This is a genomic window from Gordonia sp. B8661-1 (genome assembly GCF_059427765.1).
The window spans coordinates 115,983-140,941 of record NZ_JCAHRL010000004.1 but is presented as its reverse complement, the minus strand read 5'-3'; the positions used below and the strand labels follow the sequence as shown (position 1 = coordinate 140,941).

21 protein-coding genes are annotated in these 24,959 nt (G+C 66.3%); 9 read left to right on the top strand and 12 right to left on the bottom strand.

The features are described from left to right. Nucleotide 1: 1 nt before the first annotated feature. The 4 genes from AC4JJG_RS10720 to AC4JJG_RS10705 are packed head-to-tail and all read left to right on the top strand — an operon-like array spanning nt 2 to nt 3,526. Nucleotides 2–802: an enoyl-CoA hydratase family protein gene (locus AC4JJG_RS10720; protein WP_495401160.1), complete on the top strand. Its 801-nt coding sequence runs from the start codon at nt 2–4 to the stop codon at nt 800–802. After that, entirely contained in the window at nt 799–1,692 is an 894-nt protein-coding gene (locus tag AC4JJG_RS10715; protein ID WP_495401159.1) for a CoA transferase subunit A, read from the top strand. Before AC4JJG_RS10720 ends, AC4JJG_RS10715 begins: the two co-directional genes overlap by 4 nt. Next, complete coding sequence (locus AC4JJG_RS10710; protein ID WP_495401158.1) at nt 1,689–2,441, top strand: CoA-transferase subunit beta; 753 nt, start codon at nt 1,689–1,691, stop codon at nt 2,439–2,441. Before AC4JJG_RS10715 ends, AC4JJG_RS10710 begins: the two co-directional genes overlap by 4 nt. Then, complete coding sequence (locus AC4JJG_RS10705; RefSeq protein ID WP_495401157.1) at nt 2,438–3,526, top strand: NAD(P)H-dependent flavin oxidoreductase; 1,089 nt, start codon at nt 2,438–2,440, stop codon at nt 3,524–3,526. Before AC4JJG_RS10710 ends, AC4JJG_RS10705 begins: the two co-directional genes overlap by 4 nt. A gap of 76 nt (nt 3,527–3,602) precedes the next feature. Here the strand turns inward: AC4JJG_RS10705 and AC4JJG_RS10700 are convergent, their stop codons facing one another. After that, entirely contained in the window at nt 3,603–5,198 is a 1,596-nt protein-coding gene (locus tag AC4JJG_RS10700; protein ID WP_495401156.1) for an acyl-CoA synthetase, read from the bottom strand. Between the two features lie 192 nt (nt 5,199–5,390). On the opposite strand from AC4JJG_RS10700, the gene AC4JJG_RS10695 reads away from it, so the two are divergent. Next, the gene (locus AC4JJG_RS10695; RefSeq protein WP_495401155.1) at nt 5,391–6,332 is read left to right on the top strand and encodes a hypothetical protein; all 942 of its coding nucleotides are present in this window, start codon (nt 5,391–5,393) and stop codon (nt 6,330–6,332) included. A gap of 86 nt (nt 6,333–6,418) precedes the next feature. Here AC4JJG_RS10695 and AC4JJG_RS10690 read toward each other — a convergent pair whose 3' ends face one another. Together AC4JJG_RS10690 and AC4JJG_RS10685 are read right to left on the bottom strand one after the other, a co-directional pair. Continuing rightward, nucleotides 6,419–8,158, bottom strand: coding sequence for an ABC transporter ATP-binding protein (locus AC4JJG_RS10690; RefSeq protein ID WP_495401154.1), 1,740 nt, complete (start codon nt 8,156–8,158; stop codon nt 6,419–6,421). Continuing rightward, a complete protein-coding gene (locus AC4JJG_RS10685) occupies nt 8,155–10,053 on the bottom strand; it encodes an ABC transporter ATP-binding protein (RefSeq protein WP_495401153.1) in 1,899 nt (632 codons plus the stop codon). Before AC4JJG_RS10685 ends, AC4JJG_RS10690 begins: the two co-directional genes overlap by 4 nt. Nucleotides 10,054–10,380: 327 nt before the next feature. Here AC4JJG_RS10685 and AC4JJG_RS10680 point away from each other — a divergent pair, with 327 nt between their 5' ends. Next, on the top strand, nt 10,381–11,040 hold the full coding sequence (locus AC4JJG_RS10680; protein WP_495401152.1) for a SnoaL-like polyketide cyclase: 660 nt from the start codon (nt 10,381–10,383) through the stop codon (nt 11,038–11,040). A 62-nt stretch (nt 11,041–11,102) separates the two neighbouring features. Here the strand turns inward: AC4JJG_RS10680 and AC4JJG_RS10675 are convergent, their stop codons facing one another. The 7 genes from AC4JJG_RS10675 to AC4JJG_RS10645 form a co-directional block, all read right to left on the bottom strand. Next, nucleotides 11,103–11,588, bottom strand: coding sequence for a hypothetical protein (locus tag AC4JJG_RS10675; protein ID WP_495401151.1), 486 nt, complete (start codon nt 11,586–11,588; stop codon nt 11,103–11,105). A gap of 711 nt (nt 11,589–12,299) precedes the next feature. Further along, a complete protein-coding gene (locus AC4JJG_RS10670; protein WP_495405766.1) occupies nt 12,300–13,526 on the bottom strand; it encodes a hypothetical protein in 1,227 nt (408 codons plus the stop codon). A 327-nt stretch (nt 13,527–13,853) separates the two neighbouring features. Further along, on the bottom strand, nt 13,854–14,456 hold the full coding sequence (locus AC4JJG_RS10665) for a TetR/AcrR family transcriptional regulator (protein WP_495401149.1): 603 nt from the start codon (nt 14,454–14,456) through the stop codon (nt 13,854–13,856). An 82-nt stretch (nt 14,457–14,538) separates the two neighbouring features. After that, nucleotides 14,539–16,044, bottom strand: a complete 1,506-nt coding sequence (locus tag AC4JJG_RS10660) for an aldehyde dehydrogenase family protein (protein WP_495401148.1) — start codon at nt 16,042–16,044, stop codon at nt 14,539–14,541. Between the two features lie 275 nt (nt 16,045–16,319). Beyond that, entirely contained in the window at nt 16,320–17,477 is a 1,158-nt protein-coding gene (locus tag AC4JJG_RS10655; protein ID WP_495401147.1) for an acetyl-CoA C-acetyltransferase, read from the bottom strand. A 25-nt stretch (nt 17,478–17,502) separates the two neighbouring features. Next, nucleotides 17,503–18,315, bottom strand: a complete 813-nt coding sequence (locus AC4JJG_RS10650; RefSeq protein ID WP_495401146.1) for an SDR family oxidoreductase — start codon at nt 18,313–18,315, stop codon at nt 17,503–17,505. Beyond that, nucleotides 18,312–19,580, bottom strand: a complete 1,269-nt coding sequence (locus tag AC4JJG_RS10645; RefSeq protein WP_495401145.1) for an acyl-CoA dehydrogenase family protein — start codon at nt 19,578–19,580, stop codon at nt 18,312–18,314. The genes AC4JJG_RS10650 and AC4JJG_RS10645 overlap by 4 nt, the downstream gene beginning before the upstream one ends. 43 nt (nt 19,581–19,623) lie before the next feature. Here AC4JJG_RS10645 and AC4JJG_RS10640 point away from each other — a divergent pair, with 43 nt between their 5' ends. Then, the gene (locus AC4JJG_RS10640) at nt 19,624–21,165 is read left to right on the top strand and encodes a FadD3 family acyl-CoA ligase (protein ID WP_495401144.1); all 1,542 of its coding nucleotides are present in this window, start codon (nt 19,624–19,626) and stop codon (nt 21,163–21,165) included. A gap of 65 nt (nt 21,166–21,230) precedes the next feature. Beyond that, complete coding sequence (locus AC4JJG_RS10635; RefSeq protein ID WP_495401143.1) at nt 21,231–22,103, top strand: PDDEXK-like endonuclease domain-containing protein; 873 nt, start codon at nt 21,231–21,233, stop codon at nt 22,101–22,103. 22 nt (nt 22,104–22,125) lie between these two features. Here AC4JJG_RS10635 and lysS read toward each other — a convergent pair whose 3' ends face one another. Continuing rightward, nucleotides 22,126–23,658 (bottom strand): lysine--tRNA ligase, encoded by a 1,533-nt coding sequence (gene lysS, locus AC4JJG_RS10630; RefSeq protein WP_495401142.1) that lies wholly within the window; start codon nt 23,656–23,658, stop codon nt 22,126–22,128. Nucleotides 23,659–23,712: 54 nt separating this feature from the next. Then, nucleotides 23,713–24,135, bottom strand: a complete 423-nt coding sequence (locus tag AC4JJG_RS10625) for a rhodanese-like domain-containing protein (RefSeq protein WP_495401141.1) — start codon at nt 24,133–24,135, stop codon at nt 23,713–23,715. Between the two features lie 264 nt (nt 24,136–24,399). Between AC4JJG_RS10625 and AC4JJG_RS10620 the strand changes: the two genes are divergently transcribed. Then, nucleotides 24,400–24,948 (top strand): LysM peptidoglycan-binding domain-containing protein, encoded by a 549-nt coding sequence (locus AC4JJG_RS10620; protein WP_495401140.1) that lies wholly within the window; start codon nt 24,400–24,402, stop codon nt 24,946–24,948. Nucleotides 24,949–24,959 lie beyond the last annotated feature (11 nt).

The following is a 24,959-nucleotide window of genomic DNA, read 5'->3' as shown; positions in this document are numbered from 1 at the left end:
TGTGCCGATCACCACGACACGCACCGACAACGGGATCGTGACGGTGACCGTCGACTTCCCGCCGGTCAACGCATTGCCGTCGGCAGCATGGTTCGAGCTGGCCGACACGATCACCGAGGCGGGCAAGGACATGTCCACCAGCGCGGTGATCCTGCGCGCCGAGGGACGCGGCTTCAACGCCGGCGTCGACATCAAGGAAATGCAGGCCACCGATGGATTCGGCGCTCTGATCGGCGCCAACCAGGGCTGCGCGGCCGCCTTCTCCGCCGTCTACGACTGCGCGGTGCCGGTGATCGTCGCGGTCAACGGCTTCTGCGTCGGCGGCGGCATCGGCCTGGTCGGCAACGCCGACGTCATCGTCGCCTCCGACGACGCGGTCTTCGGACTCCCCGAGGTCGACCGCGGAGCGCTCGGCGCGGCCACGCACCTCGCGCGCCTCGTCCCGCAGCACATGATGCGCACGCTGTACTTCACCGCGAAGAACGCGACCGCCCAGCAGTTGGAGCAGTACGGCTCGGTGTATCGCGTCGTCCCTCGCGACGAACTACTCGGCGCCGCCATGGAGGTGGCCGAGGACATCGCCGCCAAGGACACGCGCGTGATCCGCGCCGCGAAGGCCGCCATCAACAACATCGACCCCGTCGACGTGAAGACCAGTTACCTCCTCGAGCAGCGGTACACCTACGAACTCAATCTCGCGGGCGTCGCCGACGAACACCGCGACGCTTTTGTCGCCGGGAGCGGCAGCGAGCGGGACAAGTCGAAATCAGTCGAGACCGGAAAGGCCAAGGGCGCCAAGTGACCCCCACAGATAAGACGAGCACGCTCGACGAGATCGTCGGCGAACTGTCCGACGGCATGACCATCGGCATCGGCGGCTGGGGTTCCCGGCGCAAGCCGATGGCCCTGGTGCGCGCCATCGCACGGTCCGCGGTCAAGGACCTCACCGTGGTCACCTACGGCGGGCCCGATCTCGGATTGCTCTGCGCGGCAGGCAAGGTCAAGCGGGCCTACTACGGATTCGTCTCCCTCGACTCGGCCCCGTTCTACGATCCGTGGTTCGCACATGCGCGGACCAACGGCCTGATCGAGGCCCGCGAAATGGATGAGGGCATGGTGAAATGCGGCCTGGAAGCGGCTGCCGCCCGACTCCCCTTCCTACCGATCCGCGCCGGACTCGGTTCCGACGTGCTGAAGTTCTGGGAGGGTGAACTCAAGACGGTCACCTCCCCGTACCCGGACGCCGACGGCCGCACGCAGACTCTCATCGCCATGCCGGCACTGGAACTCGACGCCGCGTTCGTGCATCTCGATCTCGCCGACAAACACGGCAACGCGGGTTACACCGGCGTCGACCCGTACTTCGACGATCTGTACCTGGCCGCCGCCAAGCGCCGCTACCTGGAGACCGACAAGCTGGTGTCCACCGAAGAACTCGTGGACGAGCTTCCGACGCAACGGCTCCTGGTCAGTCGCATGAACGTCGACCGGGTTGTCGAGACGCCGAACGGCGCCCACTTCACCTTCAGCGGCTCCTACGGACGCGACGAGAAGTTCCAGCAGTTCTACGTCGAATCGGCAAAGGATCCGGAGACCTGGCAGGCCTTCCGGAGCCGTTTCCTCGACGTCGACGAGCCCACCTATCAAGCCGAGGTCGCCGCGTGGACGACCGAGCAGGAGGAGAGCAAGTGAGCGCCCCCACCGACATCACCCGCGCCGAATACTGCGTGATCTCCTGCGCCGACATCTTCGCCGGCGCAGGCGAGATCATGGCCTCGCCGATGGCCCCGACGCCACTGCTCGGCGCCCGGCTGGCACGCCTCACCAGCGAACCCGACCTGCTCATCACCGACGGTGAGGCGCTGATCCTCGCCGACACCCCAGCCATCGGGAAGTCCGGCCCCATCGAGGGCTGGATGCCGTTCCGCAAGGTGTTCGACGTCGTCGCCTCGGGTCGTCGCCATGTGGTCATGGGCGCCAACCAGATCGACCGGCACGGTAACCAGAACCTGTCGGCCTTCGGTCCGCTGCAGCAGCCGACGCGGCAGATGTTCGGTGTGCGCGGCGCTCCCGGCAACACCATCAACCATCCGACGAGCTACTGGGTGGCACGGCATTCGGCGCGGGTCTTCGCGGATGTGGACATCGTCGCCGGCCTCGGTTTCGACAAGGTCGACGCCGACAACCCGGCCTTCGACGACGTGAACATCCACCGGGTGGTCACCAATCTCGGCGTCTTCGACTTCGGTGGGCCCGACCACACCATGCGCGCGCTGTCCCTGCATCCCGGGGTGAGTGCCGACGAGGTCGCGGAGAACACCTCCTTCGAGGTGGCCGGACTTGACGACGCACCCGAGACGCGTACCCCGAGCGACGAGGAACTGCGGATCATCCGGGAGGTCATCGATCCCAAGGGTGTCCGGAACCGGGAAGTGAAATGAGCCGCGCCGCCACCCTGTCGACCCGGTTCACCGAACTGGTCGGCATCGATTACCCGATCGTGCAGACCGGCATGGGCTGGGTATCCGGTCCGTCTCTGACGGCGGCGACCGCGAACGCGGGCGGTCTGGGCATTCTGGCGTCGGCGACGATGACCTTCGCCGAGCTGGAAGCCGCGATCGCCAAGACGAAGTCGTTGACCGACAAGCCCTTCGGCGTCAATCTGCGCGCCGACGCCACGGATGCGTCCGAACGGATCGACCTGCTGATCCGGGAGAAGGTGAAGGTCGCGTCCTTCGCGCTCGCGCCGAAGAAGGAACTGATCGCCAAGCTCAAGGACAACGGCGTGGTGGTCATCCCGTCGATCGGCGCCGCGAAGCACGCGGTGAAGGTCGCGAGCTGGGGTGCCGACGCGGTGATCGTGCAGGGCGGAGAGGGCGGCGGGCACACCGGTCCGGTGGCGACGACCCTGCTGCTGCCGTCGGTCGTCGACGCACTCTCGGATTCCTCCGGCACCACCAGCATTCCGGTTGTCGCGGCCGGCGGGTTCTTCGACGGTCGCGGGCTGGTGGCGGCACTCGCCTACGGCGCCGACGGCGTCGCGATGGGCACCCGTTTCCTACTCACCTCGGACAGCGCGGTCCCCGACAGCGTGAAGCAGGAGTACCTCAAACGCGGTCTCCAGGACACCGTGGTGTCGCTGAAGGTCGACGGCATGCCCCATCGCGTGCTTCGTACCGAGTTGGTGGAAGCACTGGAAAGCGGCAGTCGCGCAAAGGCATTGATCGCCGCGGCCCGCAACGCCAACGAGTTCAAGCAAATGACCGGTATGCGCTGGACCACCATGCTGCGTGACGGACGGTCCATGAAGAAGTCGGGCGAACGCACCTGGCAGCAGATCATCATGGCCGGCAACACCCCGATGTTGCTGAAAGCCGGTCTGGTGGAGGGCAATACCGACGCGGGTGTGCTCGCCTCCGGCCAGGTCGTCGGCATGATCGAGGACCTGCCGAGCTGCGATGACCTGATCCAGTCGATCATGACGCAGGCCCACCAGCGCTTGTCCGCGCTGTCCCACCTGGCCTGATCACGCTTCCTGCTCACCGGTTTCGTTGATGCTCACCCCACGGGGGCAGCATCTTCGAAGCCGGTGAGCGGGGGTGTCACGTCGCGAGGTCGGCGTGCGTCGTGCGCAGGTTCTTCTTCAAGATCTTGCCGCTGGGGTTCTTGGGCAACGAGTCGGCGAAAACGACGTATTTGGGTCGCTTGTAGCCGGCGAGGATCGGTTCGAGGTGTGCGTCGACCTGCTCGCGGGTCATGGCCATACCCTCCTTGGGGACGATCACGGCCGACACCGCCTCGATCCACTTCGGGTGCGGCACACCGAAAACCGCCACCTCGGCGACGCCGTCGAGGAGGTAGATGGCCTCCTCGACCTCCCGGGAGGCGACATTCTCGCCGCCGGTCTTGATCATGTCCTTCTTCCGGTCGACCACCGCCAGGTAGCCGTCGGCGTCGACGACCCCGAGGTCACCGGAATGGAACCAGCCGTTCCGGAACGCCTCCGCGGTCTTGGTCTCGTCGTTGTAGTACCCGAGGCACAGATGCGGGCTGCGGTGCACGATCTCGCCGACCTCACCCGTCGGGACCGGGTTGCCCTCGTCGTCGACGACGCGCGTCTCGACGTTCAGGGATGCGCGTCCCGCCGACCCGGCGTGTTCGATCTGCTCGTGCGGCAACAGGATCGTCGCCAGCGGCGACATCTCGGTCTGTCCGTAGAAGTTCCACAGCGACACCCCGGGCAGACGCTCACCGAGTTCACGCAGCACCTCCACGGGCATGGGCGACGCCCCGTAGTACCCCTTCCGCAGCGAGGACAGATCGCGGCGGTCGAAGTCCGGATGGCGCAGCAACGCAATCCAGACCGTCGGCGGGCAGAACAGTTTCGTGACGCCCCGGCTCTCGATGGTCTCGAGCAGGAGTGCCGGATCCGGGCCCGGAAGGATGATGCTCGTCGCACCGAGATAAACGTCGACCGACAGGAAGCAATCCATCTGCGCGCAGTGATACAGCGGGAGAGCGTGCACCTCGACGTCGTCGCCGGCCATGCCGCCGTCGATCGCACACGACACATACTGCGAGATCAGCGATTTCGACGACAGCAGAACACCTTTCGGCCGGGACTCGGTACCGGAGGTGTACATCAACCGGATCGGGTCGTCGTCGCCGACGGTCACCGCGGGTGGAGTGGCGTCACCGTCGAGCATCCATTCGCTCACCCCGATCCACCCGGAATCCGGTGTGGCACCGGATAAACCGATCCACCCCCGGACGACGTCGGTCGCGCCGGACATCTCCAGCGCTCGACTCACCGTCGGCGCCAGCGCATCCTCCGCGACCACCATCCGCGCACCCGAATGATCGAGGATGAACGCGATCTCCTCGGCGCCCAGCCCGAAGTTGACCGGCACCAGCACCGCACCGATCCGCGCGGTGGCGAAGCTCAGAACCACGAACTCCCAGCAGTTATGACTGATCAGGGCCACCCGATCGCCCTGCTGCACGCCGTGCGCGATCAGCGCGTTGGCGCACCGGTTCACGGCGTCGTCCAACTCGGCGAAGGTCATCGTGCGATCGCGGTTGATGATCGCGGTCTTCTCCGGGAAGCGGCACGCCGTGCGGTGCAGCATCGCACCGATCGAGTGTTCACGTGCGGCGACGATCGCCGCCCGCGTGCTGTCGCTGTACTCCGAAGCCATAACCACTCCTCGCCGATCTGTTGTCCCCATCACAAAGTACTGGGAACTCCTAGTAATCGGCAACGCCGGTAACTCGTCGCGTTCCCGCTTACCGGCTTCCCAGCCGCTTATTGGATCCAATAAGCGGAACGGAAGCGCCGGAGCGGGAACAGCGGAGCGGAACCGCCGGCGCACTGGTGGCGTCGAACCATCATGACCTCGTATCCAGTCGATTCCTTCGGACTCATCCGCCGACAGGCCGCCCTGCGGGTCGGATTCACCGACAACCAGCTCACCGACGCCGTGCGTCGTGGCGACCTCCTCCGATTGAGCCCGGGCATCGCCGTCGAGCGCAGTGACCGGTTCGACGGCGTCGACGGCGCCCAGCATCTGCACCGCTTGCGCGCCATCGCGGTGGTCACCTCCGAGCTGACCGGTGGCCGAACCCATCCGATCAGTCACGTCTCGGCGGCCGCGCTGCACGGTCTGCCGCTGTTGAAGCCTGACCTTCGCCGTGTGCACGTGACGACCGGCAGGTCGTCGGGAGGGTCGTTGCGAGCACATCGTCATCTCCACGCCGCTCCGCTGTCGGAGGCGGAGGTGGTGTCCATCGACGGGCTCGCGGTCACCGGGCTCGAACGGACGGCTGTGGACGTGGCGGCCACCGGCACATTCGCGCAAGCGTTGACCGTCTTCGATCAGGCTCTCCGCATGGGCGCCGACCGAGATCTGATGGGTGACATCGTCGCGGGTCGACGCCGCCGAGGCGCGCACATCGTCCGCCAGGCACTGAGCTTCGCCGATGCGCGGTCCGAGAGCGTTGGCGAGTCGTGGAGCCGCGCCCAGATGATCGAAGGTGGCATCCCGCTTCCGCGACTGCAACATCGGGTGACCGTGCGATCGGCAACGTATGTCACCGACTTTGATTGGGATTGGCTCGCCGTCGGAGAGTTCGACGGTCTGCACAAGTACGGAAGGCTGCGCCGGCCGGGTGAGAGCGTCGAGGACGCGGTGGTCCGCGAGAAGTTGCGCGAAGACGACATCGTCGGCAGCGGCCCCAGGATGGTGCGCTGGACGTGGGCCACGCTCGAAGCCGGAGAGTTGGTAGCGCTGCTGCGGTCAGTGCTGCGTCGTCTCGGGCTCCTGGCGGCGTGATGTGTGTGCTCCCGCTTACCGGCTTCCCAGCCGCTTATTGGATCCAATAAGCGGAACGGAAACCGATGCGCGGGAACGGGATCGGGTCAGCTCTGCCCGGTCGCGAGGGTCCACCCCGCGGCTGCGGTGCGCTGCTGCCAGAACTCGGCGTATCGCCCACCGCGCGCGATCAGGTCATCGTGGCGGCCCGCGTCATCGACGCGACCCTCGTCGTCCAGGACGATGATCTGGTCCGCAGCGATCACGGTCGACAGCTTGTGCGCGATGACCAGCACCGTGGCCCGGTCGGCCAGCGCCCGGATCGACGCCGCGACGTGCGCCTCGTTCTCCGGGTCCAGTGCACTGGTGGCCTCGTCGAAGAGGACGATCGGGGCGTTCTTCAGCAGCGCGCGGGCGATCGAGACACGTTGCCGCTCACCGCCGGACAGCGCCGAACCGGCCTCGCCGACCGGCGTGTCCCAGCCGTGCGGCAGACGGTCGACGATCGACAGCACACCGGCCGTCTCCGCCGCGGCGCGGATCTCGTCGTCGGTCGCATCCGGTCGGCCGATCCGGATGTTCTCCCACAGTGTGTCGTCGAACAGGTAGACGTCCTGGAAGACCTGCGACAGTTGACCCATCAGTGTGGCCGTGTCCTGGTCGCGGACGTCGACGCCGCCGACACGGACACCACCGGATTCGGCATCGTAGAAGCGGGCGATCAACCGGAAGATCGTCGACTTGCCGGAGCCGGACGGCCCGACGAGTGCGGTCATGCTGCCGGGACGAGCAGTGAAGGAGACGTCCCGGAGGACCGGGTTCTGCGGGTCGTAGCCGAAGGCCACTCCATCGAGTTCGACCTGGCCGGGCGTGACGACGGACTGCGGATCGTCACGCATCGGCATCTGCTCGGTATCGAGCACACCGGTGATCCGGTTGATCTCGTCGCGTGACATCCGCAGCGTGGAGCCGAGTTCGGCCAGTTCGCCGATCGGCCCGAAAAAGCGTGCGGCAAGACCGAATACGGCGATGAGAAGGGCCGGCTCGATGCGGCCGCTCACTGCCAGCCAGGCTCCCAGTGCGAGCACCGCACTGAAGACCACCTGTACGGCAACACCGTTCGACAGGATGCCCAGAACGGATCGCCACAGCATCGCGCGGCCCATCGTGGCCTGATGTTTCAGCGATTCGGCAAGCGGCTCGTGATGCGCACCCGAGTCACCGAAGGCCCGCAGTACCGCCTGGCAGCGGGCGAACTCGAGGACCCGGTTGTTGACGTCGACGGTGGCTGCGCGCTTGCGGTTCTCCGCGCCGGCCAGGGCCGCGCTCGACGCTCGTCCGACGACGGCCAACAGCACGGCACCCGCGATCATCAGCAGACCGAGGCGCCAGTCGAAGAAGCACATACCGATCACCACGACCACCGAACTGACGGTGTTCGCGACCACCGGCGTCAGGTAGTGGGCGCCCGTGCTGCCGACGAACATGGTGCCCTTGACGGCGATCTGCGACACGTCGCCGACACGATCACGGGTGAACCAGCCGAGCGGCAGGGTCACCATGTGATCCCCCATGCGGTGATGGAGCATGCGCATGGCGAAGACTGCCATCTGCATCCCCTTCATCGCCTGGATGTAGGCGCTCACCGCACAGATGGCGACGAGAATTGCCAAGGGCCACAACCATGTCGCAGCCTGATCGAAGTTTCCGTCGAGGAGGTGCCGGACGATCGGCACCAGCGTCAGCATGGCCAGCCCCTGGGCGATGCCGTAGGTGGCGACCCACGCCAGGAAGATCGTCATGCGGGTGCGCTCGGAGGCCAGGATGGTGTAGAAACCGCGAATCATCGGATGTCCCCCGCGTCCTCGGCGGCACCGTCGAAGGTGCGCGCGATCTGCTCGTCCTGCCGGGTCGTACCGGCCTGGTAGGTAGCCCACATGGCGGCGTACAGGCCGCCCGCCGACCTCAGTGCGTCGTGCGTGCCCTGCTCCACGAGCCTGCCGTGATCGAGCACGATGATGTTGTCCGCGTGCGTGATCGAGCCCAAGCGGTGCGCGATGACGAGCACCGTCCGACCGGCCACCAGGGTCGCGATGGCCTGCTGAATCTGGGCCTCCGACTCCGGATCGGCGAAGGCCGTCGCCTCGTCGAGCACCAGTATGGGGGTATCGGCCAGCAGCGCGCGAGCGATCGACACCCGTTGTGCCTCACCGCCGGAGAAGTGCGCGCCGGTGCCGACCACGGTGTCGTAGCCGTCGGGTAGTTCCAGGATCCGGTCGTGGATCTGGGCGGCGCGCGCCGCGTCCCGGACCTCGTCGTCGGTGGCATCCGGGCGTCCGAGGCGGATGTTTTCGGCCACCGACATCGTCAACAGCTGCACATCCTGGAGGACGAATCCGACGTGGCGGTACAACTCGGTGGGCGCGATGTCGCGGACGTCCACGCCGCCGATCCGCACGGCTCCGCTGTCCGGGTCGCCGAAGCGCGGCAGCAAGGTGGCCAGTGTCGACTTTCCGCTGCCCGAGGGGCCGACCACCGCGGTCAGGGTGCCCGCGGGCAACCGCACCGACACGTCGGTGAGCGCGGTGACGCCGGGACTTCCGCCGAGCCTGCTCGGGTAGGTGAACGTCACGTCGTCGATCTCGACATCATTTCCGTTGGGCCGCTGAGGATTCTGCGCGATGGGCAGTTCCGGCTCGGCGAGCAGGTCGCTGATCCGGTGGGCGGCCGACGCCGCCTGCTGACGCGTGTGGACGGCGGTCGCAACAGTGAGCAAAGCCGTCGGGAGAACCATCGCGATCAAGGTCGATCCGACGAGTTCGATCGGCTCGACCCAACCGCTGTCCACCATCCAGTAACCGACGCCCAGATTCACCAGCAGGATCAACGGGGCCGACAGGAATACCGAGGAGACGGCCTCGACCCGGAGCATCGGGCCGATGTAGCCGGCGAAATCATCGTTGAACTCGTCGGCCGCATCGACGAAACGCTTATGCGCCTTGCCCGTCTGACCGAAGGTCTTGACGACGGATACGCCGGCGATGAATTCGACGATGGTGGCGCTGATCTTCGCGACACCCTCGTCCATCTTCTGCATGTGGGTGCTCATGTCGCGGGTCATCCACGCGTAAGCGAGGGCGTACAGCGGAAGCGTCGCGATGGCGAGCAGACCGAGCCGCCAATCGAGGTAGAAGCAATACGCGAGACCGAACAGCGGGGTGACCGCCGCCGAGGTCGTCTCCACATTCGCGTGCGCGACCAGATAGTGAAGCTCGGAGACATCGCTCTGCACCGACTTGCGGACCGCACCGGAACTCGTCCGGCTGAACCAGCCGAGCGGTAGCCGCCCGAGTTTGTCGGCGATACGGACGCGCAGACTCGCCTGGAGATCGAGGTCGGCGAAGTGTGTCACCGCCAACGCGAGAAAGCTCAGCAGAGCACGGGCGGCCAGCCCGCCGACGATCAGGCCCACGACACCCCAGACCCGCCCGGTGTCGACGGGACCGGGAGCGAGCAGGGCACGGCCCAATTCGACGATGCCGATGAACGGCACCACCGAGGCCGCGGACGCGATCACCTGGATGAGCTGAGCGATGATCGTGCGCGTTCGTACGGGCGCGAGAAGATCGGCCAATGCAGCCGACTTCGCCTTGGCCTCGGCTCGCCGGTCCGGAGCTGCGGGCGCCTCCGAAGGATCTTCGCCGGCCGTGGTGGTCTGCGGTGTGTCCGCGACGGTCGTCATGCAAGAACCGTATGATCTCGACGCCCGAGAAGCAAGGTAAGGCTACCTTATCTTGCGGAGGTTATGCAGGGATCGGCATCGCGTGCACCCGCCGGCTCACACCGGCCCACGAAAGGCGGAGTCGACCCCGCGTCCACGCGCTTGCGACGCCGACGCCCGAGGTGGCAGCCGTGCGCTCCATAGTTACGTGCTCAGGCATCGAACCTGTTGCCCATCAACACTTTTCGAGCAACCCGCGGTGTGCGCTCGATCTCGGCGACCACGCCTCCGAATCGGTAGTCTGAGCGCCGGGCGGGGACCGAACACACCGACCGAAGGGGCATGACAATGACCTCCACAACCGATGCACCCCTATGGCTACAGGGCCGTACGGCCGTGATCGCCGCCGCAGATCCAGGACAGTGGCGCGGCGGCCACCCGGACTACGCGGACTTCGAGCCACGCATGGATGCCGAGCGTGTTACCCGGCACGAACCCGGGTCCTTGGAGGCCACCGTCGAGTCGCTCGTCCAGGTCTTCGAAATGGAGGTGTCGCATAAAGGCAACGCCGCGGATTGGGTATCCATGGACGTCCCCAATTTTCGTACGCGGGTCAATGGCGGCCCCTGGGCGACCGCAGACGACATCGTGCGGATCGGCAGCTACAACGTACTCATCGGCGAAAGCATGTTCTACGACACCGAATCCGAGAGCTTCGAATCCTCCCATTCGCGATTCCACACCGCACTGCCCGGCGGATTCTTCTGGGAGCTGACCGAACTGCTGTCCGGCCCACCGACAGTCAGTTTCACCTGGCGGCATTGGGGTCACTTCGACGGCGAGTATCGAGACCACGAGCCGACCGGCGAGCTCATCGAGATGTTCGGCACCACCGTCGTGCGCCTGACCGACGACCTGCGGATCGTCGAACTCGAACACTTCTATAACAGTGATCAGCTATTGCGCCCTCTGGCACACGGCTGCCCGATCGCGTCCGAGGCGCGGTAGTCGCAGCCAACGGGTGCCATTGTCGGCGACGAAGCACGTCATTTTCGCGACGCACTTCGAGGTCACGGGACGACCACGACCGCCCCGATGGGGTAAGTGATTCCGGCGCTCAAGAAGAACAAGGCCGGTATTCCGGAGCCAGGGCGCAGCTTCTTCGTAACCGGCTTTCCGCCCCTCGGGCCGGCAATGACCGTCCCGACGTGGGTTCGCCGGAATGTCCAGTACTCACCGGGATTCATGCTCGCCAACACATCAACTGTGCATACCGGTCGACGCTGCCAGCCGGGTCCGGCACCAACGAAGGAGCCCGGAATCAGCGTCGCCCAGACCGCGCCCTTCTCGCGCGGATCCGTCTTCAGAACCACATGGATGAATCCGGTACACCCATTGGCACCAACCCCCCACAGTTGGTCGGTGTATGCGGTCCACAACACCTGAGCCGGGCGGGGCTTGGCGGCTGCCGGAGCCCCATTGACACCGATCGCTACCGAAGCAGCCGCAACCAACATCACGACTGCTCTGGTGATCGATCCCTTGATTCCGACCATGACAACGACTCCTCTGGTGGCACTCATCTGTCTGTAACAGTGGTCTCGTTCTCCTGTGGCCAGTCGACTCGCACCCCGGGGAGAACAGACTGCAATTGCTTCGCCCGCCCCGTTTGGTCAACTGCCTCGCCGCGTTCTCGATGCCCGGCCCGAGCAGCCGATAGGGCGCCCGAGCTACGGCACTACGACGAATGCCCAGTTGGGAAACGCTATTGGCCCGGGGCCCTGGAAGGAGAGCAGTTGCACTCCGGAGCCCGGACGCAGCGCTCGACTCAGGGACTTCCCTCCTCTGGGCCCTGCGGTCACTGTCCCCATGTGACGCCACCGAGGGTTGTAGTACTCAATAAAGCCGAAGGCGGCCCTCACATCGATCGTGCACACCGGGTTGCGCCGCCAGGATGGTCCGTCACCAACAAACGGGCCCGGCGTGAAAGTCGCCAGGACCGTGCCCTTCTGCCGCGGGTCCGTCTTCAGAGTCACCCGTATCGGCCCACGGCAGCCGCTGTTACCGCCAACGGCCCATATGTTCTCACCGGCCGGAGTCGACCAGATCAGCTGTGCGGGACCGGGCTTGGCCGCGACCTGGGCGGGAGTAATGCCGATGATCGCGCACGCGACACCCATCACGACGATGGTCAGACGCGAGATCGACTTCTTAATACCTGTGTTCACTAACGACACCCCTTACCTGCTCTATGCCGGCGATTCGTGCTATTTCGAATTCTCTTGCGGCCAGTCGACTCGCATTCCTGGCACTACCGCCTGGAGTTGCGCAACACCCTGCCTCGTGAGCTGACGTGAAGCCTTCTCGATACCCGACCCGAGCACCCTATACGGTCCGGCAGCCTGCTCCGCGCTCCAGCCGAACGTATGACCGCCGACTGTTCCGCGCACATCTCCATTGACTTTCACCACATAATCAACGGAGGGCAGCCCCATCCGCGACGCATTCTGCGTCGGCAATCTCAATTCGAACTGGTTCGCACCCGGATTCGGTTGCGGCTCGGCCTGCGGTGCCCGCGGACGATCACGCTTCCACGGCTCCTTCGGCTGTGCACCTGGGTCGCCAGCCCCCAGGGCGTATGCCACCGCACCGCCTAAGGTTCCGCCGATCACTCCGCCGACCGTCGCTCCCGCAGCCGCACCGCCTACACCGCCAACGACAGGACCGGCGAGCAAACCGATGCTTGCTCCTCCGACAATGCCCGCAGGCCCCAAGGGCAGTCCGGAGAGCCCTCCGACCACTGCGCCGACAGGAATGCCGACGAGTGCGCCACCCGCTGCACCCGGAAGGCTGAGCGCGGCGGCGCCCGCGGTTCCACCGATCATCACACCGATGATCGTCGCGGCGGCCTGCCTGGTGGCCTTGTCCTCCGGCACGCCGACGGCGATGAGATTCTGAGCGATCTTCGCCTCCCCATAGGCCGACCACGCGTTGATCGAGTTCACGTCGCGGTCGCTCATCCCGCGCGGGATCGGCGTGATGAAGTTACCGACTCGAATCTTGTTGGGCGGCGGTGCGATCGGACGCACCGGGGCAGCTCGCTTCGGCGGGGTGATGGGGCCGTTCGGCACGGGGTTGTAGGCATCGTCGTACTGCGGCGTCACCTCGGGTGTGTACGGCTGGTAGGGCGCCTCCTGCGGTGGCGCCGGAATCGAACCGCGACCGGGAACGTTCGCGGGCGGCGGAGGCGGGGGAGCGGGTGTGGTCCCACCCTGTTCGGGAGCGTTCGGTTCCGGCGTGGTGCCACCTTGTTCCGGAGCCCCCTGCTCCGGCGTCGTACCGCCCTGTTCGACCGCGGAAGCCGCACCCGCACCGACACCGCTCGCGAGAGCGGCCGCCAGCACGGCCGACGTAACGGTCGTCAGTACCGGAGATCGACGATCGCCGGACCTCAGGGCATGGCGCGCCCGACGTTTGACAGGTGGCTGACTCATCGGTGCGGTGTCCCCCTCGCGAATGCCAATTGAGCAGAAATATGCCCAACAATGTTCCGCATGATTGTTACACCACACCCACGACTGAATTCCAGCCCATTTACCCACGTAGGTCGAATGAATGACCGCCCGATGGATTACCGGTCGACAATTGATTACCCACGAAAGGTCACATGAGATTCGAAAGCGTTACTTCAGTTTATCCAAATATGGAGGTCCGACCACGATTCAAGTAATGCATGACGCATATGTGCCGCGTCACCCTTTGTCATGCGATCATCCACTGCCCGGACGACAGGCTCGGCGCGGTGGACGGAAGGTGCCGACTCAGCGCGGCAACATGCCGTCCAACACGATCGACAGGTACTGGCCGGCAATGTCGTCGACCGTCATCGGGCCGCCGGGGCGATACCAGCGGACGGCCACCCAGACGGTGTCGCGAAGAAATCGGTAAGCCAGCTCGACATCGAGGTCGGCCCGGAACTCGCCATCGTCGACACCGCGTCGGAGGACGGCATGCCAGAGTTCACGGAACTCGGCGTTGCGCTCGCCGATGTAATCGAAACGATCTTGCGCGGCAAGACGTTTGGCCTCGTCCTGATAGATCGCCACCGCGTTGCGGCGCGCGTCGATCGATTCGAAGGACGCGACGACCAGTTGCCGCAGGGTCTCCGTCGCGCTCAGCGATGCCGCGGCGATCTCGCGGTATCGGGCGAAGAGCTGGTCGAGGAAGTCGCGCAAGATCTCGTCGACCATCGACTCCTTGGAGTCGAAGTGATGATACAGACTGCCGGAGAGGATGCCCGCCGCATCCGCGATGTCCCGGACGGTGGTCGAGCGCAGTCCCTGTTCGGCGAACATCTTGCCCGCGGTCGCGAGCAGTTCGTCGCGCCGCGACGATCCGGTTGCGGTGCCGCCACGAGGTGCCATTCGCCCAGCCTAGCAAGGAACCAAACAAGCGCTTGGCCGGGACCGCACATCGCGGTCCCGGCCAAGGCAGTGCGTCACACCGTCAGCGCTTGTTCTTCTTCATCGCGCGCTTGTTGAGCTTGCTCCACAGGCTCAGCTGACCGTTTGTCATCTTCTTGTCGCGATTGGTGAACGGCGGCGACATCATCTCCGCGACCGTGAACGGCATCGTCGACACGGTCACCGCGCGGGCATGGCTGAAGGTCTGGAAACCGAAGTGGCCGTGGTAGTTACCCATGCCACTCTTGCCCACACCACCGAACGGGAGACCGCCGCTGAACAGGTGGCTGGCGAAGTCGTTGACATTGACGGCGCCACTGCGGGTGCTGTCGACGAGCTTCTGGAAGCGCTCGTTGTCGTCGCCGGCCCAGTACATCGTCAGCGGGTGCGGGTGAGCGGTGATGTGACTGATCGCCTCGGACTGCTGGCGGTACGGGTACACCGTGAGCACCGGACCGAAGACCTCGTCCTCCTCGACCTTCATGCCGGCCTTGACACCGGTCAGGAGCGTCGGGGGGATCTTGCGGGTCTCGGCGTCGGGCAGGTTCTCGCCGGCCGGGATCACCTGATGCTTGGTCGCACCCAGGTTCACCGCGTCGTCGATCAGGCCGACGATCCGGTTGTAGTTCTTCTCGTTGATCGTCGAGGTGAACTCGCGGTTCGAACGGATCGTCGGGAACTTGTCACGCCACCGGGCCAGCACCTTGTCGGTGAACTCGCCGACCTTGGCCTCGGGGACGAAAACGTAATCCGGGCACAGGCAGACCTGACCGCCGTTGACCACACGCGCGTCCGCGAACAGCTTGGCGGCCTTGTCGATGTCGGCATCGATGTCGACGACTCCGGGGTTCTTGCCGCCGAGTTCCAGCGTCACCGGAACGAGGTTCTTGCCCGCCTCCACGGCCACGGACGCGCCGACCTCCGGCGAGCCGGTGAAGAACATGTGGTCGACGGTGAGCTTCGCGAAGTCCGAGCCCGAACCGTGCTTGCTGGTGATGACCGCGAACTCCTCGATCGAGAAGTATTGCGGCGCATGCTTGGCGATCACGTCGGTGGTGCGGGCGGTGATCGACGACGGACGCATGAGCACCCGGTTGCCCGCGGCGAACGCCGAGCCGGCGGGCACGAAGGTCAGCTGCAACGGGAAGTTCCAGGGGCCCATGATGCCGACGACGCCGAGCGGGTCGTGACGCAGACGCTGCTTGAAGCCGAGCGCGCCCTGGACCTTGGCGACGTTCGTCTCCTTCATCCACTTCGCGACGTGACGGCGCTGATGGGCCAGGTCGATCTGGCAGCCCGCGATGTCGGCGGCGATGGACAGCTCACGCGGACGGCTACCGAAGTCCGCTTCCAGAGCCTCCGCGATCTCCTCGGCGTGGTCGAGCAGCAGAGCGGCCAGCCGGGTGATGCGGTCGATACGCGTGGTGGCATCCGGGATGCCGTCCCGCAGGAAGGCCGCGCGCTGGATTTCCAGCAGCTCGGTCATGCTGTGGGCCTCGGACGACACCCGTCCGGCCTGCCCAACGGTCACGTCGGCTGGTTTGGTCATACTTCCTCCAGGATCACGGCTTGGAACAAACAGAAATTTCTGTCGCATACCAGTATGCGTCAGGTCACACGGCCGTGACCACCATGGGTACGAATGTTGTCAGATTCTGTGGGAGCCGGCCGAGCTCCCGCCGCCGGTTGAGCAGCGCCGCGCGAGCGCAGCGAGCCCGACGCGTGTCGAAACCAAGCCGCGGCGCGTGGTTTCGACACGCGTCTCGCCTGGCGGCTCGACGCTGCTCAACCAGCGGTAAGACACGGCTCACCAGCGGGAAGGGGTCAGCCCAGGCGTTCGATGATGGTGACGTTGGCGGTGCCGCCGCCCTCGCACATCGTCTGCAGGCCGTAGCGTCCGCCCGTGCGCTCGAGTTCGTTGAGCAGCGTCGCGAACAACTTCGCGCCGGTCGCGCCGAGCGGATGTCCGAGCGCGATTCCTCCGCCGTTCGGATTGACCTTCGCCGGATCGGCACCGGTTTCCTTGAGCCAGGCCAGCACGACGGACGCGAAGGCCTCGTTGATCTCGACGACGTCGATGTCGTCGATGCCCAGGCCACTCTTCTCCAGCGCGTAGGCGGTCGCGGGGATCGGCGCGGAGAGCATCATGACCGGATCGTCGCCGCGCACCGAGAGATGGTGGATGCGGGCCCGCGGGGTCAGTCCGTACTCCTTGAGCGCCTTCTCGGAGACCACCAGCGTGGCCGAGGCGCCGTCGCAGATCTGCGAGGCGACGGCGGCGGTGAGCCGGGAGCCCTCGGCGAGCGGCTGCAGCCCGGCCATCTTCTCCATCGATGTCTCGCGCGGGCATTCGTCGACGACGCAGTCGCCGAGCGGGACGTACTCGTTGTCGAAGCGGCCCGCGGCGATCGCGGCGCGAGCGCGCTCATGGGAGCCCAGCGACCAGCGTTCCATGTCCTCACGACTGATGTCCCACTTCTCGGCCATGGCGTTCGCACCGAGGAACTGCGACACCTCGGCGTCGCCGAAACGCTTCTGCCAGCCCACGGATTCGGCTGTGGGCGTGGTGAATCCGAACTCCTGGCCGGCAATCATGGCCTGCGAGATGGGAATAGCGCTCATGTTCTGCACACCACCGGCGAGCACCACGTCCTGGGTACCGCTCAGTACGCCCTGGGCGGCGAAATGGATGGCCTGCTGCGACGATCCGCACTGACGGTCGACGGTCGTCCCGGGCACGCCGAGCGGCATCCCCGCGGCCAGCCACGCGGTGCGCGCGATGTTGCCCGCCTGCGGGCCGATCGCGTCCACGCAGCCGAAGACCACGTCGTCGACGACGTCGGGATCGATCCCGGTGCGTTCGACGATCGCGGAGATGACATGCGCTCCCAGGTCGGCCGGATGGACCTTCGCGAGGGAACCGTTGCGCTTGCCGACCGGCGTGCGGACGGCGTCGACGATGTATGCCTGTGGTGTGGACATCTGTTCTCCTGGTGGATATTCGGGTTCAGGCCCGCTGGCTGGAGATCGAGACGATCTCACCGGTCAGGTAGGTGGTGTAGTCGCTGGCGAGCATCGCGATCGTCGCGGCGATCTCCCACACCTCGGCCGCGCGCCCGTACGCCTCGCGGGAGGCGAGTTCGTCGAGCAGTTCGTCGCTGGTGACCTTGGCCAGGAAGGGATGTCGCGCGATGGACGGTGCGACGGCGTTGATACGGACACCGAAGTCGGCGGCCTCGACGGCGGCGCATCGGGTCAGCGCCATGACACCGGCCTTCGCGGCGGCGTAGTGGGCCTGTCCGCGCTGTGCGCGCCAACCGAGGACCGACGCGTTGTTCACGATGATCCCACCGTGCTCCGCCGCCCGGAAGTACCGCATCGCGGCGCGGGTCGCCCGGAAGGTGCTGTTCAGGGTGATGTCGAGGACGCGGTCCCACTGTTCGTCGGTCATGTCCGCGACGGGCGTCTCGCCACCGAGGCCCGCGTTGTTGACGAGGACGTCGATGCGGCCGAGCTGATCGACGGCCGACGTGATGAGCGCATCCACCTGATCGGTGCTCGAGACGTCGCACACGAAGGACGTCACCTGGCGTTCCGGGAAGTCCGCCGACAGCTTGTCGACGGTCTCACCCAGTCGCCGCTCGTGGAAATCGGAGACCAGGACGTCGCCACCCTCGAGCAGGACCCGTCGGGCGGTGGCGAAACCGATACCGGTGCCCGCCGCTGCGGTCACGACCACCTTCTTGCCCGCCAGCAGATCGTGTCCGCCGATCTCCTCCGGCGGGGTGGCCAGCGGTGAGATGGGACGTTGCTCGCTCATGCGCGCGCCTCTCGGGGTAGGCCGAGCACGCGCTCGGCGATGATGTTGCGCTGCACCTCGTTCGAGCCGCCGTAGATGGTGTCGGCGCGGGTGAAGAGGTACAGACGTTGCCATTCGTCGAGTTCGACGTGATCGGGATCGGTGATGTCGTTGGCCGCACCCTCGGTGGTGTGGGTCGGACCGAGCAGTGCAGGCGCACCGACGACCGCCATCGCCAACTCCCCCAGATCCCGATGCCAATTGGCCCACAGCAATTTCGACACCGAGGCGGCCCCTGCCTGGGAGACGATGTCGCCCGCCAGGGTGCGCTGGGCGTTGGCGCGCATCACCTTGAGACCGAGCCATGCCCGGGTGAGACGCGACGCGATCTCCGGGTTACGCACGGCCCCATTGGCTTTCGCAACCTCGATGAGGTTCTCCAGCTCACGCTCGAAGCCGACCTGCTGACCGAGTGTCGACACGCCGCGCTCGAATTGCAGCAGGCCCATCGCGACCTGCCAGCCCTCGCCCGGCGCACCGACGATCAAGTCGGCGTCGGTGGTGGCGTCGTCGAAGAACACCTCGTTGAATTCCGATGTGCCGGTGAGCTGTTGGATCGGCCGCACGGTGACGCCGGACTGGTCGATGGGGACCAGCAGAAAGCTCAGTCCCTGGTGACGACTGGAGCCCTTCTCGGTGCGCGCGATCACGAAGACCCACTGTGCGACATGCGCGAGCGACGTCCAGACCTTCTGGCCGTTGATGATCCACTGCCCGCGGTCCTCGTCGAGGACCGCCGAGGTGGCGACGCCCGCGAGGTCGGAGCCTGCGCCGGGTTCCGAGTAGCCCTGCGCCCACAACTCGGTCACGTTGACGATGCCCGGCAGGAACCGTTCCTTCTGCTCCTCGGTGCCGTACTCGATGAGCGTGGGGCCGAGGAGTTCTTCGCCGAGATGGTTCACCCGGGCGGGCGCGTTGGCGCGCGCGTACTCCTGATGGAAGATGATCCGCTGCTCCAGGGTCGCGCCGCGACCGCCGTAGCGGGTGGGCCAGCCGAGGCAGGTCCAGCCGGCCTGCGCGAGATGACGGTCCCAGGCGAGCCGGTCCTCGAAGAACTCGTGCTCGCTGCCCGGGCCACCACGACCGGCCAGGTGAGCGAACTCGCCCGCCAGATTCTCGTCGAGCCACGCACGCACCGATCGCGCGAACGACTCGGCGGCATCGGGGGTCGAGGCCGCCCATTCGCCGAGGTCGACCGACCGATCGGCCAGATTGATCGAGGTCATGTTCGCTAGCATAACCTACCAAGCATTTGCTAGGTTAGGCGTCATGGAGGACATCCTGACGACCCCTGCTGCTCTCCGTCGGGCGGCCGAGACATGGCCCGGCCGAACGGCGATCATCGACGGACAATGGGGCGCCCCGGTCGAACTGACCTGGCAGGAACTCCTCGACGAGGCCCGCACCTTCGCCGCCGCGCTCATCGACTCCGGTGTCGAACCCGGCGACACAGTGGCCATCTGGTCCCCGAACAGTCATCACTGGCCGGTCGCCGCACTCGGCACGCAGTACGCGGGCGCGGTACTGGTCCCCCTCAACACCCGGTACACCCCGGGCGAGGCCATCGAGATCATCGAACGATCCCACGCCGGGGCCGTCGTGGTGTCCGGCGAGTTCGTCGGCGCCAATCACCTCGCCGACCTGCTCGGCGACCATGCCGAACGCCTCCCGGACGTGGTCGTCGGCGTGCAGCTGGACGGTTCCGCGGCGCCGGACGGCGCCGTCGACTGGTCGGATTTCCTGGCCCGCGCGACCGACGAGACCCGCGCCGAGGCCGATCGTCGAGCGGATTCCGTTGGGCCCGAAGATCTCTCGGACATCCTGTTCACGTCGGGAACCACCGGGAAGTCGAAGGGTGTGCTCGCCGAACACCGGCAGACCATGGCCGGCTCGCACGGTTGGGGCGCCAACGCGCAGCTCTCCCCCGACGACCGCTACCTGATGGCCAACCCGTACTTCCACACCTTCGGCTACAAGGCGGGCATCCTGCCGTGCACGCTGTTCGGCACCACGATGATCCCGCTCGCGGTCTACACACCCGCAACGGCGATGTCACTCGTCGACAAACATCGGGCCACGGTGTTCCCCGGTGCACCGACGATCTTCCAGACCATCCTCGACGACCCGGCTCGCGGCGACCACGACCTCTCGTCGTTGCGCATCGTCATCACCGGTGCCTCCATCGTGCCCATCGTCCTGGTCGAGCGACTGCAATCGGACCTCGGCGTGGACACCGTGGTGACCGCCTACGGACTCACCGAGGCCAGCGGATTCGTCTCCACCTGCACGCCGGATGATGACGACGCCACCGTCGCGCACACCTGCGGGCGGGCCTTCCCCGGCATGGAGATCCGGCTGTCCGACCAGGGTGAGGTGCTGGCTCGCGGCGACATGGTGATGCGTGGCTACCTCGACGACCCCGACGCAACGGCCGCGACGATCGATGCCGACGGCTGGCTGCACACCGGTGACATCGGCACCCTCGACGAACACGGCAACCTGACGATCACCGACCGCCTCAAGGACATGTACATCTGTGGCGGCTTCAACGTGTATCCCGCCGAGATCGAACAGACTCTCGCACGCCTCGACGGAGTGACCGAATCCGCCGTCATCGGCGTCCCGGACGAACGACTCGGCGAGGTCGGACGCGCCTTCCTCACCGTGCGCGACGATGCCGCACTCGACGAGGACGCGGTGATCGCCTTCTGCAAGGAACACCTCGCCAACTTCAAGGTGCCCCGGTCGGTGGTCTTCGTCGACGCCTTCCCCCGCAACCCCTCCGGCAAAATCCTCAAACGCTCCCTCTAGGTCCGGCCACTCTCCCCGGGGTTCGTCGAGGGGAACCGACGGGGGTCGGTGTGCGTCGGAAGAGAATGGACCGTTTGCGCTCGATGATCGCCGCACAGGAGGGTGTCTTCACCGCGGCGCAGGCAGCCGCGCACGGCGTCGATTCCGACGGCGCCCGGCATCGCGTCGCGAACGGCGAGTGGATCCGGGTGGTACGCGGGGTGTACCGGACCGCGGACCGGCGCGTCAACGACCGGCGGCGGATGCGGATCGCGGTGCTCTCCGCAGGCCCGGGGGCGGCCCTCGCGGGTGCGGCCGCCGCCTGGTGGCATGGGTTGACCGCGCATGCACCCGCCGTACCGACGGTGATCGCGCCGCACGGGCGCCACGGCAGTGAGGTCGCCGGCACCTGGATCTGGCACCGGACCGCCGATGCGGCCGACCTGATGATCGTCGACGGGCTCCGGGTGACGGCGATACCGCTCACCGTGCTCGATGCGTCGGTCGACGTGGATGTCCGCGTGATGCACTCAGCACTTCTGCAGGGTCGGGTCGCGATCACCGATCTGGTCGTCGCGCAACGGCGCAACGCAGGGCACGTCGGATCATCGCGATCACGAATGATGTTGTCCGCCATGTCCTCCGGCGCACGATCCGTCGCCGGGCGGCAGGCCGTCACAGTGCTCCGATCGTCGGAACTAACCGGCTGGTCCACCAATGTGCCGGCCTGCGGATACCTGCTCGACCTCGCTTTCCCGGACCACAAACTGGCCATCGAGATCGACGGCTTCGCCTTCCACAGCGATGCCGAGGCCTTCCAGCATGATCGCGAACGGCAGAACGTGCTCATCGCGAATGGATGGACGGTTCTGCGTTTCACCTGGCACGACGTCACGACGCGACCCGCGTGGGTCCTGGCGCGGATCCGTCACATCACCAACCCGAATCCGTCGAAGTGACACGCGTTTCCGCGCGTGACTGCTAGGAGATCGGCTTGACGAGCGGGAAGAGGATGGTCTCGCGGATGCCGAGGCCGGTGAGTGCCATCAGCAGACGGTCGATACCCATGCCGGTGCCGGTCGTGGGCGGCATGCCGTACTCCATCGCGGCGAGGAACTCCTCGTCGAGGCGCATGGCCTCGTCGTCGCCGGCGGCGGCGAGGCGCGCCTGATCGGCGAAACGCTCACGCTGGATGACCGGGTCGATCAGCTCGGAGTAGCCGGTGGCGAGTTCGAAGCCACGCACGTAGAGGTCCCACTTCTCGACGACCCCGGGCACGCTGCGGTGCGCGCGCACCAGCGGCGACGTCTCCACCGGGAAGTCCCGCACGAACACCGGTTCCGACAGCTTCTCGCCGACCATGTGTTCCCACAGTTCCTCGACGAGCTTGCCGTGTCCGTACCCCTTGTCCTTGGGGATGTCGAGGCCGACGCGTGCCGCGATCGCGAGCAGTTCGTCGACGGTGGTGCCCGCGCCGTCGGCATCGGGCACGATCTCCTGGCCGAGCGCCTCCGACAGCGACGGATACATCTCCAGCGATGTCCACTCGCCGGACAGGTCGTAGGTGCTGCCGTCGGCCATCGTCGGCGTGAGGGTGCCGAGCGCGGCCTGTGAGATCTCTTGCACCAGTTCACGAATCATGATCGCGGAATCGTCATAGGTGCCGTAGGCCTGGTAGGTCTCCAGCATCGCGAACTCGGGTGAGTGCGTGGAGTCCGCACCCTCGTTGCGGAAGTTCCGGTTGATCTCGAAGACCCGGTCGATGCCGCCCACGACGCACCGCTTGAGGAAGAGCTCGGGTGCGATACGGAGGTACAGATCGATGTCGAAGGCGTTGGAGTGCGTGACGAACGGGCGTGCCGCGGCTCCGCCGTGCAGCGTCTGCAGCATCGGGGTCTCGACCTCGAGGAAATCCCGGCGGTCGAGCGCCTCACGCAGTGCCGCGATCACCTTGACGCGGGTGCGGGCGATCTGACGTGCCTCCGGACGCACGATCAGGTCGAGATAGCGCTGCCGTACCCGCGACTCCTCATTCATGTCCTTGTGCGCAACCGGCAACGGCCGCAATGCCTTCGAGGCCATCTCCCACGAATCCGCCATGACCGAGAGTTCGCCGGTGCGCGAGCTGATGACCTGTCCGTGCACGAACACGATGTCGCCGAGGTCGACCTCGGACTTCCAGCGCGCCAACGATTCCTCGCCGACGCCGTTGAAGCTGATCATCGCCTGCAACTGGGTCCCGTCCCCCTCCTGCAGGGTCGCGAAACAGAGCTTGCCCTTGTTGCGCAGGAAGATGACGCGTCCGGCGGCACCGACCACCTCGCCGGTCTCGGCGCCCGCCTCCAGGTCGCCGAAGCGCTCGCGCAGTTCGGCCAGGGAGTGGGTGCGCCCGACACTGACGGGATAGGCTTCACGTCCGTCGCCGAGGATCGCCGACCGCTTCTCCCGACGGATCCGGAGCTGTTCCGGGGTGTTGTCGTCGTCGATGTCGGTGCTGGCGGGGGATTCACTCACGCCACAAAGATATCGGATCGGCCGATCGGTCTGGGTGCCCCCGTTCGGGCGTCGTCAGTGCGCGGCGATCGCCGCGAGTTCCCGGTCACTGATCCGGCCGGCGACCTGCTGCCGACGCAACGCGTGGTAGCCGCCGACCACGAAGATCGCGCCGTCCACGCCTTGCGCCTGCAGATGCCAGGCGAGCCATTCGGCTTCGTGCCCGTCGTCGGAGACGAGCAGCCAGCGAGCATCGGTCGCCGCGGTGCGCAGGGAGTCGGCGGTGCCCGGGATCAGGCGTCGCAGCACATCGGCGGCATCGATGGCGACGGCGCCCGACAGCACGCCGTCCCGGTCACGTTTGTGCTGGCCACGCACGTCGACGGGGGTCAGACCCGACGCGACGAGCGCGGCGTATTCGAGCGGCTGGGCCGACAGCTTGCGGGGTGCGGTGTCAGCGACGGAAACGGAGAAAGGGGCGGCCAGAGTGGCAGTCATGATGGGTCCTGAGGAGATCGAGATGAGCGGGGGTCGTCGACGAAGGGCGGCCGCATGACGCGGACTCAGCCCTGACAACACTCCTGACAGCTCATGATCACGGCACAGAGTTTGCCACACGGTCCCGTCACGCGCCAGAGGACTGACTCACCGTGAGTATTTTGTTCTCCGTTCATCCGAAATGCGGAACCGCGCACGATGGGCGCATTACTGTCTGACGTCGACATCGACCGATGTCTTCATCCGCACGTAGATCGGATTACTGTGACCGACACTCTCTCCGTGAACGACCGCCTCGGCACCGGCGACTCGCTGACCTCCGCCAACGGCGCCTACACACTGTCCTTCCAGGACGACGGCAACCTGGTGCTCGCCGATCAGGGCAACCCGATCTGGTCGACCAAGACCAACGGCAAGGGCGGCGTCCGCGCGACGGTGCAGGAAGACGGCAACTTCGTCGTCTACAACGGCAACGGCGACGGCATCTGGTCGACCAAGACCACCGGTGCCAACGTCCGCCTGGTGCTGCAGGACGACCGCAATGCGGTTCTCTACGAGGGCGACACACCGCTGTGGCAGTCGGACACCGTCACCGACAACCCGATCGAGGCCAAGCCCGCCCCGGCCCCGGCCGCTCCGCCGCCTCCGCCGGCTCCGAAGAAGCGCACTCACACCGTGGTCTCCGGCGACACCCTGTGGGCCATCGCCGAGCAGTACCTGGGCGACGGCAACCGCTACGGCGAGATCGCGAAGCTCAACAACATCCCGAACCCGGATCTGATCAACGTCGGACAGGTGCTGACCATCCCGTGATCTGACGGAAC